This is a genomic window from Sandaracinobacter sp. (assembly GCF_041909755.1).
Lineage (GTDB): Bacteria > Pseudomonadota > Alphaproteobacteria > Sphingomonadales > Sphingomonadaceae > Sandaracinobacteroides.
In genome coordinates, this window is record NZ_JAYRCW010000085.1 from 1 (window position 1) to 10,706 (window position 10,706).

Here is a 10,706-nt window from a genome sequence, read left to right on the forward strand (position 1 = left end):
CAATGTGAAGGCGCATCACGCGGCTTCCAGCCGGTTGCGGGTGGAACTGGCGGATGCGGCGGCGCTGGACGAAGCAGCGCTGAAGGCGGCGGGCGTGCGCGCCATTGCCCGGCCCGCACCCGCTGTTGTCCACCTGATCCTGGGCCCGGATGCCGCCCGGCTTGCCATCTGATCCGGCGCGCCCGCCGCGCACACCATCGGTGGATATGCTGCGCGGCCTGGCCGTGATGGGCATGATCCTGGTGAACGCGGCCGCCGGGCTTTCGGGCAGCCACGCGGTTCCGACCATGCTGCTGCACGCGGACTGGGCCGGGTTCCGCCTGCCCGACCTGATGTTCCCGGCCTTCCTCACCATCGTCGGCATGTCGGTCGTGCTGGCCCCGCCGCCGGGCGCGCGGGACATCCTGTGGCGGAGCGGGCGGCTGCTTTTGATCGGCCTGCTGCTGACGAACATGCACTGGCTGGCGGATTGGGCGCAGGCCCCGCGCCTGCCCGGCGTGCTGCAGCGCATCGCCCTCGTCTATGCGCTGGCGGCGCTGCTGGCGCCGCGCCTGTCTGCGCGGGCGAGGGCCGGGCTGATCCTGGCGTTGCTGCTGGGCCACTGGGGGCTGCTGCTGATCCCCATGCCGGACGGCACGCCGACCGACCTGTGGGCGCCGGGGCAGGATTTCGGCAGCTGGCTCGATCGCGCGCTGCTGGGCTCGTTTCTTTATGTGAAGGGGCCGCTGGGGTTTGATCCCGAAGGGATCGCCGGGACGCTGCCGGCCCTGGCGCAGGCGCTGATCGGAACGCTGGCGGCCGAACGGATGCGTCGCCCGGGCGCGGCGCGGGCGCTGGCGCTGGCGGGGGCGGCGCTGGTGGGTGGGGCGCTGCTGTGGGCGCCCTGGCTGCCCGTGGTGAAGGCGCTGTGGACGGGCAGCTTCGTCGCCCTGTCCGCCGGGCTGACGCTGCTGCTGGCGGCGCTGCTGCATGCCCGTTACGATCCCGGCCCGGTGCGGAACATCGCGACGGCCTTTGGCCGGAACGCGATCACGGCCTATGTGCTGCACGAACTGGCCGCCCCGCTGCTGCACTGGGACAGCCTGACCTTTCCCTATCGGCTGCTGCCGCCCGCGGCGGCGACATTCGCCGTCATCACCCTGTTCCTGGCGCTGGTGGCGGCCCCGATCCTCGCCATGGACCGGCGCGGCCTGTACCTGCGCGTCTGACGGCAGGGCCGCCGCCGCAGGCCTGTTGAATTGGCCTGTGGGCCGGGGTGCGGTTCCCGGCCTAAGGAGGGGGCCGACGACAGGCAGGAGGCGCAGGCGATGACGGAACGCATCCGGGTGGAGATGAAGGGCGGGGTCGCGGATGTGCGGCTGGTGCGCGCCGACAAGATGAACGCACTGGACGATGCGATGTTCAGCGCCCTGATCGAGACGGGCGAGCAGCTGAAGCGCGAGGCCGGTGTGCGCGCGGTGGTGCTGTCGGGCGAGGGGCGGGCCTTTTGCGCCGGGCTCGATACCTCGAACTTCGCGGGCATGGCCGGCGGGCGGCGGAGCGGCGGACTGGTGGACACGCCGCGCACCCCGGGCGGCGCGAACCGGGCGCAGCAGGCGGTGATGGTGTGGCGCGAAGTGCCCGTGCCGGTGATCGCGGCGGTGCATGGCGTGGCCTTTGGCGGCGGTTTCCAGCTGGCGCTGGGCGCGGACCTGCGCTTCGTGACGGCGGACGCGCGCATGTCTGTCATGGAAATCAAATGGGGGCTGGTGCCCGACATGGCGGGGATGGTGCTGCTGCGCGGGCTGGTGCGGGATGATCAGTTCCGCGACCTGACCTTCAGCGGCCGCATCTTTGATGGGGCGGAGGCGCTGGGTCTGGGCATCGCCACGCGGGTGAGCGCTGACCCCCATGCCGAAGCGCTGGCCTATGCAGCCGATGTCGCGGCGAAGAGCCCGGACGCGATCCGGGCGGCGAAGCGGCTGCTGAACCTGCCGGCTTCGGCCACGGTTGCCGAGGTGCTGCTGGCCGAATCCGTCGAGCAGACGGCGCTGATCGGATCGCCCAACCAGGTGGAGGCGGTGATGGCGAACATGGAGAAGCGCGCGCCGCTGTTCCGGGACTGACGGCCTCCGGGGCCGGGGGTTTCAGAAGCCGAAGGCGGCGATCAGCCCGGCGACGACGGCCAGCTGCCACAGCGTCTGCGCCGCCAGCGCACCCGCAAGGGCGGGGCGCGCGGCGCGCAGTTCGCCGAAGCCCGTCTTCAGGCCGATCGCGCCAACGGCGGCGGCCAGCAGCCACGAGGCGATCGTGCCGGCCAGCGCCGACACCTGCGGCGGCAGCAGCGCCGTCGAGGTGATGACCGCGAAGAGGAAGAACAGCACCAGGAAGGTGGGCGGCCGGATGGCGCGCCAGCGCCGCGCCCGGCCCTCGCCGGCCTGATCGCGCGGCAGGAACAGAATGGCGAGCGCGAGGATGACCGGCAGCAGGCAGGCGACGCGGATCATCTTCACGGTGACGGCGCGGACGCCGACATCTTCCGACACGGCGAACCCGGCACCCGCCACCTGCGCGACATCGTGGATCGCCGCCCCCAGCAGCAGCGCGGTCGCATCCGCATCGAACCCGGCCCAGCGCGCGAGCAGGGGATAGCCCAGCATCGCCGCCGTGGAGAGCAGCGAGACGATGAGGATGACCAGCACCGTTTCCCGTTCCAGCCCGGCGCGGCGCGGCATCGCGGCGGAGGCCGCGAGGGCGGCGGAGGCGCCGCAGATGGCGACCGAGGTGGCCGAGACGGCGGCGAGATCGGCCGGCTGGCGGAACAGGCGGGCGATGGCAAAGCCGCCGCCGACGGTGAGCGAGACCGAGGCCAGCACCAGCGCCAGCGCGGGCCAGCCCAGCGCCAGCAGATCATCGGCCACCACGCGGAAACCGAGCAGCGCGACACCGCCCCGCAACACGGCGGTGGAAGCAAAGGCGATTCCGGGCGCGGCCCAGGCGGTGAGGCGGGGCGCCGCAAGCTTCACCCCCATGCCCAGCGCCAGCACCACCAGCATCGTCGGCAGGCCCGCCGCCGCATTGGCGAGGACCGCCAGCTTGGCGAGCAGGGCGCACAGCGCCAGCCCGCCGAGGAACGCGGGGCTTTTCCAGCCCGCGCCTGGGCGCGGCGGGGCTTCAGCCACGTTTGCGGAAGGTGGCGAGCCCGCGCTCGATCACCTGCGCGATCTCTGCCCGTTCGGCGGGCGAGAGGAACTGGCCGAGCGGGTGGCGATCCCCGCGCGACCGGAGCCACAGCCTGTTTTCCTCGTCGCTGAGGCGTTCCAGTTCGACCGTCGCCCACATCGGCTCGATCCGGGTGCGACGGGCGTGACCGTGCGGGGCGATCCGCACCAGTTCCAGCCCGTCGTCGTCCAGCCGCAGATGTTCGGAGGCCCGGCCGGAGCGATAGGAGGCGCGCATCGCCCACCAGAGCAGCGCCAGATCGGCCAGCATGAAGGGCAGGATGGGCCAGGCGCCGAGGAACAGGAACCTGAGGCCCATCAGCGCGAAAATCGCGGCGACGCCGGCCATCATCAGCCAGAAATGCCGCTGCGGCATCGAGCGGTTGGGGCGGAGTTCCAGATCGAAGATGGCGGGCTTGCGCATGAGTCTGCCGGCTGCTGTAGCAGGCGGATGGGCAGGGCACCAAGTTCCGCGAAGCCGGTGCGGCGAAAGCTGCCGAAGGCGGATGTCGAGGCGATCTTCGATGCGCTGGGGGCCGCGAACCCGGCGCCGAGGACGGAGCTGGAATTCGTGAACCCCTATACGCTGCTGGTGGCGGTGGTGCTGTCGGCGCAGGCGACCGACGTGGGGGTGAACAAGGCGACACGCGCGCTGTTCCGGGAGGTGCGGACGCCTGAAGCCATGCTGGCGCTGGGGCTGGAGGGGCTGAAGGCGCATATCCGCACGATCGGCCTGTTCAATGCGAAGGCGGCGAACGTGATCCGCCTGTCGGAACAGCTGATCGAACGCCATGGGGGCGAGGTGCCGCGCACCGAGGCGGCGCTTGTCGCGCTGGCGGGGGTGGGGCGCAAGACCGCGAATGTGGTGCTGAACGAGGCGTTCGGGGAAGCGACGCTTGCAGTCGACACCCATGTGTTCCGGGTGAGCCACAGGATCGGGCTGTCGCAGGGGAAGACGCCGGATGCCGTCGAGCGCGACCTGCTGGCGCAGGTGCCGCCGCAATGGGCGCGGCCGGCGCACCATCTGCTGATCCTGCATGGCCGCTATCTGTGCAAGGCGCGGACGCCCGAATGCTGGCGTTGCCCGATTGCCCAATGGTGCCGGTTCAAGGCAAAGTCGGCGGCACCGGCGCGGGCGACGCCCGCCTGAGACGATGGAGAATGCCCATGCGAGCCACCATGTCCGCCCCCGCTGCCCTGACAGCCCTGGCCGCGCTGACGGCGCTTGCCGCGTGCAGCAGCAGCCAGCCGCCGCGCACGCCGACCCCGATGGTGCCTGCGGGTGATCCGGTGAACTGCATCACCACCAGCCAGATCCGGTCGACCAACGTGATTGACGACCAGACAATCGATTTCCGCATGCGCAACGGGCAGGTGCTGCGCAACACGCTGCCGAACCGCTGCCCCGGGCTGGGGTTCAACCGCGCCTTCAGCCATGACACCCGGTCTTCGCGGCTGTGTAGCGTGGACGTCATCACCGTCGTTGAAACCGGGGCGGGGCCGCGCCGGGGCGCGTCGTGCGGGTTGGGCCAGTTCGTGCCGGTGAAGCCGGCGGAGGCGGCGAAATAGCCCGTCAGGCCGGGGTGCGGCCGATCTCTGCGTGGAGGAGCCGGAGGCAGGCGCGGGAAAAGAGGAGCATGTTGCGCAGCCGGTCTGCCTCGCCCGTTTCCAGCGTGGCGGCGACGGGTTCGCCCGGCCCGGCGACGGCATGGCAGCAATGGCCCGGCGCATCGCCATAGGGGTTGCCCGACGGGCCGGTGGCGCCGGTTTCGCCGATGGCCCAGCGGGCCTTGAACCGGCTCTGCGCGCGTTCAGCGAGCACGATCGCATAGGCCTCGGTCGCGCCGCGCAGGCCGCGCACCTCTTCGCGCTTCAGGTCCAGCAGGCGGTGGCGCGCGCGCGGCGTGTAGATGACGCCGCCGCCGAGGTAGAAGGCCGATGCGCCCGGCACCGCCAGCAGCGCCGCCGAGATGAGCCCGCCGGTGCTGCTTTCGGCGACCGCCAGCGTTTGGCGGCGCGCCATCAGCAGGGCGGCGACCTCGCGGGCGTCGGCCAGAAGGTCGTCGAAGGTCAGGGGATTTCGCCTGCCCACTGGTCGCGGATCTCGCGCTTCAGGATCTTGCCGATGGCGCTGCGCGGAAGTTCATCCACCAGCTGCACGGCGGCGAGGCGCTGCACCTTGCCGACGCGTTCGTTGGTGAAGTGGCGCAGCTCTTCCGGATCTGCGCCGGGGGCGACCACGAAGGCGACCGGGCTTTCGCCCCAGGCGCGGCTGGGGATGCCCACCACGGCCACATCCTTCACCTTCGGATGTTCGGCCAGCACCTGTTCGATATCGATGGGGTAGATGTTGAACCCGCCCGAGATGATCATGTCCTTGGCGCGGCCCATCAGCTCGACGAAACCGTCCTCGTCCCTTCGGGCGAGGTCGCCGGTGCGGATGAAGATGCGGCCGTCGGGGTGGACCCACTGGGTGGCCTTCGTAGCCTCGGGCCGGTTGGCGTAGCCCGACATGGTGGCGCCGGAATAGCCGATGATCTCGCCCACTTCGCCGGGCGCGGCCTCGGTTCCGTCCTCCTTCACGATCAGCAGCTCGACGCCGGGGAAGGCGCGTCCGATGGTGTGCAGCTTGTCCGGATGCTCGTGCGCGACGAGGGCGGTGCCGCCGCCGCCTTCCGTCATCCCCCAATATTCGATGAGGCCGCCGGGCCAGCGCGCCAGCACATCGGCCTTCAGGTCGGCGGCGAAGGGGGCCGATGTGCAGAATTTGCAGCGGTAGCCGGAAAGGTCGAAGCTGTCGAAATCGGGCAGATCCATGATCCGGCGATACTGCACCGGCACCAGCATCGAATGGGTGGCGCGCACGGTTTGCGCCAATTCCAGGAACTGCCGCGCCTCGAACTTCGGCATCATCACCAGATGCCCGCCCCAGGCCAGTGTCGGCAGCGCGGAGACGAGGGTGGTGTTGGAATAGAGCGGGGTGGCGAGAAGGGTGACGCTGTCGGCGGAATAGCCGACGGCCGCGCCGCCCAGCAGCTGCGACCAGCGCATGGCCCAGCTGTGGATGATGCCCTTGGGCACGCCCGTGGTGCCGGAGGAATAGATGATGTTGAAGGGCAGCTTCAGCAGCGCGTCGTCGTCGAGGGCCAGCGGCGCGGGCGGACCTTTGGCCAGCCAGTCGTCCAGCGTCTCGATCATCTGGATGCGGGCGGTGAAGGCGATATGGGCGAGCGCGTCGGCGTTGGCCTGATCGAGGAACAGCAGCGGCGCGCCGGAATCCGATACCATCGCCTGCAACTGATCCGGCGTGGCGCTGGGCGGCATGGGCGCGACCGCGACGCCGGCCATCAGGGCGCCCAGGTAGAGCGCGACATAATCCGTGTTGGTGTAGCTGATGATGGCGATGGCCTGCCCCGGCACGATTCCGTCGCGCTGGAGGCTGGCGGCCACGCGGCCGGCGCGAGCGACCAGCGCCGCCCAGCCGAGGGTGACGCCCGAGACGGTGACGGCGGGCGCATCGGGCCGGGCGCGGGCATGTTCGCGGGCGAGATCGCCGATGCGGCGGAAGGGTGGTTCGGCTGTCATGCGAGGAATCCCCTGAGCGCCGACACCAGCGCCAGCGGCTGATCGGCCATCACATGGTGGAAGGCCTGCGGGATGGGAATGAGCGGGCTGCCGGCGGGCAGCCGCCGCGCCATGTCGGCGACGAGGCCGCCATGCACCAGTTCCGATTGCTCGCCCCACATCAGCGCGGTTGGGCATTTGGGCGCCAGCAGCAGATCGACGCCTGCGTTCATTTCGAACTCGCTCCACAGGAAGGGATCGAACTTCCAGGTGAAGCCGCCGTCCGCCGGCCGGATGGAGTGGCGGGCGATGAAATCGGCGATGAAATCATGGGTGGTGGGCTGCGGCGGCGCCCAGCGGAAGCGGGCGAGGGCGTCGGCCTCTGTCGGGTAGATGTTGTGGGGCCTGGCGTCGCCGCCGCTGCCGCGCGGGCGTCGGCGCTGCTGAAGATCAAACGGGGTGTCGAGGATGATCGCCTGCCGCAGGGGCGGATCCGCCCGGTTCGCCAGCGCCATCATCGGGAAGCCGCCGAAGCTGTGGCCGACGATGGTGAAGGGCCCGGTATCCATCAGCCCGGCGGCGCCCGCCACGGCGAGGATTTCGGCCACGAACAGATCGACCGTGTAGCGCGGCCGGTGATCGGAATTGCCCATCCCGCTCCAGCTGAGGGTGGCGACGCGGTGGGTTTCCGCGAAATAGGGCGCGATGAACCGCCACCAGTCCGCATGGGCGCCGTTGCCGTGCAGCAGCATCAGGCCCGGCTTGCCGCGCGGCCCCCAGGCCAGCCATTCGATGCCGGCGCCTTCCACCTGAAGCCGGTGGCGTTCATGCGGGGCGGCGACGGCATCGACGAACCATTGCGGCGCGGGCGGCCGCGCGCCGGCATAGGCAGCCAGCGGCGGCGCGAGCGCGGGATCGGCCGCCGGCGCGGCCTTATTCATAGGGCCGGTCTGCCCACCAGGGGAAGAAATCGGGCATGTTGGCCGAGACCTTGTCGGGATAGACGGCCGGGCGCTTTTCCAGGAAGCTGACGACGCCTTCCTTGGCATCGCCCTGCCGCCCGCGCGCATAGATGGCGCGGCTGTCGATCTTGTGCGCCTCCATGGGGTGATCCGCGCCCAGCATCCGCCACAGCATCTGCCGCGTGAGCGCGACGGAGACGGGGGCGGTGTTGTCGGCGATCTCGCGCGCGAGCGCGATGGCCGTCGGCAGCAGCTGATCGGGGGCGACGACCTGCCGGACGAGCCCGCCTTCCAGCGCTTCCTGCGCGCCGAACACCCGGCCGGTCGCGCACCATTCCATCGCCCGGCTGATGCCGACGAGGCGGGGAAGAAACCAGCTGGAGCAGGCCTCGGGCACGATGCCGCGCCGGGCGAAGACGAAGCCGAACTTCGCGTCGGTGCTGGCGATGCGGATATCCATCGGCAGCTGCATCGTGACGCCGATGCCGACGGCCGCGCCGTTGATGGCGCCGATCACCGGCTTCAGGCTTTCGAAGATGCGCAGCGTGCAGAGGCCGCCGCCGTCGCGCACGGCGGCGTGGCTGTAATCCACGCTGCCGTCGGCACGGACGGGGGAGTTGCCCTGCGGGCGGGTGCTCTGCTCGTCGGTGCGGGCGTCATAGTCGAACGTCTTGGCGCCGGCCGACAGGTCTGCGCCGGCGCAGAAGGCGCGGCCCGCGCCGGTGACGATCACGGCCTTCACATCATCGTTCGCGTCCGTCTCGTCGAAGGCGGCGATGATCTCGTGCATCATGCGGCCGGTGAAGGCGTTCAGCTTGTCGGGCCGGTAGAGGGTGAGGATGGCGATGCCGTCCGCGATCTCCAGCTTCGTTTCCTGACGGTCCATCGATGCGCCCCCCATCACAGCCGCTCGAGGATGGTGACATTGGCGAGGCCGCCGCCTTCGCACATCGTCTGCAGGCCATAGCGGCCGCCGCGCGCCTTCAGTGCGTGCACCAGCGTTGCCATCAGCTTGGTGCCGGAGGCGCCCAGCGGGTGGCCCAGCGCGATCGCGCCGCCGTTGACGTTCAGCTTCGCCGGGTCCGCCCCCAGCTCCTTCAGCCAGGCCACCGGCACCGAGGCGAAGGCCTCGTTCACTTCATAAAGGTCGATGTCGTCGATCTTCATGCCGGCCTTCTTCAGCGCGGCGCGGGTGGCGTTGATGGGGGCTTCCAGCATCACCACCGGATCCTCGCCGATCACCGTCAGCGAATGGATGCGGGCGATCGGGTCGACACCCAGCTTCTTCAGCCCCGCTTCGTTCACGACCAGCACGCCCGATGCGCCGTCGCAGATCTGCGACGAGGTGGCCGCCGTGAGCCGCCCGCCTTCGGAGAGGAGCTTCACAGCCCTTGTGGCTTCCAGCGTCGCTTCGAAGCGGATGCCTTCGTCCACGATGTGCTCGACCGGGTTGTTCTCGCCGTCGAGGCCCTGCACGGGCACGATCTCGTTCGCGAAGGCGTTGGCCTTGGCGGCGGCTGCGCCGCGCTGCTGGCTGAGGAAGCCGAACGCGTCCAGCTCGTCCTTCGAGAGATCATATTTCTTCGCGATCATCTCGGCGCCCGCGAACTGGCTGAACTGGATGCCGGGATAGCGCTTCTGGATGTTGGGCGAGACATAGTTGCCGGCGCCCGCATCCATCGCCGCCTTGAAGGGCAGCGCCATCGGCACGCGCGTCATGCTTTCGACGCCGGCGGCGATCACCACGTCCATCACGCCCGACATGACGGTGGCGGCGGCGAAGTGCAGCGCCTGCTGCGAGGAGCCGCACTGGCGGTCGACCGAGGTGCCGGGAACCGATTCGGGCAGCTTCGAGGCCAGCACCGCATTGCGCGCGACGTTCGTGCTCTGCTGCGCGAACTGGTTCACGCAGCCCATGATCACATCCTCGAACAGGGCCGGGTCATGATCGCCCACCAGGTCGTTCAGCACCTGCGCGGCGAGATCCGCCGGATGCCAGTCCCGCAGGCGTCCGCCCTTGCGGCCGCCCGCCGTCCGCCGCGCCTTCACGATATAGGCCGTGCCCATCATCTGCTCTCCCGTTTCGATCCGTTTCCATTTCCTTGCGCTTCGCGGGGCGCGCTGTCCCCTCTTGAACTTGGGAAGGCCCCGCGCTTGCCAACGCCGGCAAATCGGGCATGGTTCCGGCCCATGAAACGGTTTCTCCTCGTGCTGCTGGCGCTCGGCGCGCTGCTGATGGCCGGCTGGCTGCTGCTGCGGCAGCCGGTGGCGGATACCACGCGCGCCGCGCTGAAGGCCTATCCGGTGTACAGCTTCGTGCGCACCCGCAACGGCACGCTGCTGCGGCTGGCCCATGCGGGCGAGAGCGGATCCAACCGGCTGGTGCACCGGGGCGACCTGTCCGGCCCGCGCGACCGCTGGATCACCACGCCGAACAACGACACCCTTTATTCGACGGCGTTCCTGGATCTTGCCGCCGGACCGGTCGAACTGGCCCTGCCGAAGGGCGACGGCCGTTATTACAGCGTCGCGGTGATGAACGCGCGGACGGACAATGATGTCGTCCTGCGCGAGACGGACGGCGACGGCCGCGTCATCATCGCGTTCGGGGCCGGCAAACCGGGTGCGCCTGCCGGGGCGGAGGAGCCGCGCCGCCTGTCGGTCGCCACTGACGAGGCCTGGCTGCTGATCCGCACGCTGGTGGATGGCGAAGCCGGTCTGCCCGCCGCGCGCGCCGTTCAGCAGGGGTTCGTGCTGACCGTGCCGCCGGCCAGCGTGCGCCCGCCGCGGGACGCAGCCGCGCTGCCGGTGCTGCCCGATCCCGCGACGCTGCTGCGGCGGGCGAACCCGCTGATCGCGGCGAACCCGCATCTTCAGGACAAGTCGCTGGCGGCCACGGGCTATGGCGGCGGCGCGGATGCCTTCGATGGGCTGCCGGTGTGGCGGCAGTGGCTGTGGCGCCTGCTGCTGCCGCGCATCT

Annotated in this window: 12 protein-coding genes; 5 read left to right on the forward strand and 7 right to left on the reverse strand. The window is 70.4% G+C overall.

Going from position 1 to position 10,706, the window contains the following annotated elements; all coding sequences use genetic code 11:
* The first annotated feature begins 200 nt into the window (after positions 1 to 200).
* Complete coding sequence (locus ACE3O8_RS10870; RefSeq protein ID WP_374389631.1) at positions 201 to 1,208, forward strand: heparan-alpha-glucosaminide N-acetyltransferase domain-containing protein; 1,008 nt, start codon at positions 201 to 203, stop codon at positions 1,206 to 1,208.
* 99 nt (positions 1,209 to 1,307) lie between these two features.
* The gene (locus ACE3O8_RS10875) at positions 1,308 to 2,105 is read left to right on the forward strand and encodes a crotonase/enoyl-CoA hydratase family protein (protein WP_374389633.1); all 798 of its coding nucleotides are present in this window, start codon (positions 1,308 to 1,310) and stop codon (positions 2,103 to 2,105) included.
* A 21-nt stretch (positions 2,106 to 2,126) separates the two neighbouring features.
* Here the strand turns inward: ACE3O8_RS10875 and ACE3O8_RS10880 are convergent, their stop codons facing one another.
* Positions 2,127 to 3,161, reverse strand: a complete 1,035-nt coding sequence (locus tag ACE3O8_RS10880; protein WP_374389635.1) for a YeiH family protein — start codon at positions 3,159 to 3,161, stop codon at positions 2,127 to 2,129.
* Positions 3,154 to 3,624 carry a DUF2244 domain-containing protein gene (locus ACE3O8_RS10885; protein WP_374389637.1) on the reverse strand — a complete coding sequence of 157 codons (471 nt, stop codon included), beginning with the start codon at positions 3,622 to 3,624 and terminating at the stop codon, positions 3,154 to 3,156. The genes ACE3O8_RS10880 and ACE3O8_RS10885 overlap by 8 nt, the downstream gene beginning before the upstream one ends.
* 69 nt (positions 3,625 to 3,693) lie before the next feature.
* On the opposite strand from ACE3O8_RS10885, the gene nth reads away from it, so the two are divergent.
* Both nth and ACE3O8_RS10895 read left to right on the forward strand, forming a co-directional pair.
* Positions 3,694 to 4,350 (forward strand): endonuclease III, encoded by a 657-nt coding sequence (gene nth, locus ACE3O8_RS10890; protein ID WP_374389652.1) that lies wholly within the window; start codon positions 3,694 to 3,696, stop codon positions 4,348 to 4,350.
* A gap of 17 nt (positions 4,351 to 4,367) precedes the next feature.
* On the forward strand, positions 4,368 to 4,769 hold the full coding sequence (locus ACE3O8_RS10895) for a DUF6491 family protein (protein ID WP_374389639.1): 402 nt from the start codon (positions 4,368 to 4,370) through the stop codon (positions 4,767 to 4,769).
* Between the two features lie 4 nt (positions 4,770 to 4,773).
* On the opposite strand, the gene ACE3O8_RS10900 is transcribed toward ACE3O8_RS10895, so the two are convergent.
* The 5 genes from ACE3O8_RS10900 to ACE3O8_RS10920 are packed head-to-tail and all read right to left on the reverse strand — an operon-like array spanning position 4,774 to position 9,793.
* Positions 4,774 to 5,292 carry a CinA family protein gene (locus ACE3O8_RS10900; protein ID WP_374389641.1) on the reverse strand — a complete coding sequence of 173 codons (519 nt, stop codon included), beginning with the start codon at positions 5,290 to 5,292 and terminating at the stop codon, positions 4,774 to 4,776.
* The gene (locus ACE3O8_RS10905; protein ID WP_374389643.1) at positions 5,271 to 6,785 is read right to left on the reverse strand and encodes a class I adenylate-forming enzyme family protein; all 1,515 of its coding nucleotides are present in this window, start codon (positions 6,783 to 6,785) and stop codon (positions 5,271 to 5,273) included. The genes ACE3O8_RS10900 and ACE3O8_RS10905 overlap by 22 nt, the downstream gene beginning before the upstream one ends.
* Positions 6,782 to 7,705 (reverse strand): alpha/beta fold hydrolase, encoded by a 924-nt coding sequence (locus ACE3O8_RS10910; protein ID WP_374389645.1) that lies wholly within the window; start codon positions 7,703 to 7,705, stop codon positions 6,782 to 6,784. The genes ACE3O8_RS10905 and ACE3O8_RS10910 overlap by 4 nt, the downstream gene beginning before the upstream one ends.
* Positions 7,698 to 8,612 (reverse strand): crotonase/enoyl-CoA hydratase family protein, encoded by a 915-nt coding sequence (locus tag ACE3O8_RS10915; RefSeq protein ID WP_374389647.1) that lies wholly within the window; start codon positions 8,610 to 8,612, stop codon positions 7,698 to 7,700. The genes ACE3O8_RS10910 and ACE3O8_RS10915 overlap by 8 nt, the downstream gene beginning before the upstream one ends.
* Before the next feature lie 14 nt (positions 8,613 to 8,626).
* Complete coding sequence (locus ACE3O8_RS10920; RefSeq protein WP_374389648.1) at positions 8,627 to 9,793, reverse strand: acetyl-CoA C-acetyltransferase; 1,167 nt, start codon at positions 9,791 to 9,793, stop codon at positions 8,627 to 8,629.
* A gap of 123 nt (positions 9,794 to 9,916) precedes the next feature.
* On the opposite strand from ACE3O8_RS10920, the gene ACE3O8_RS10925 reads away from it, so the two are divergent.
* Positions 9,917 to 10,706, forward strand: a 790-nt coding sequence (locus ACE3O8_RS10925; RefSeq protein ID WP_374389650.1) for a DUF1254 domain-containing protein, incomplete at its 3' end; no start/stop codon positions are given.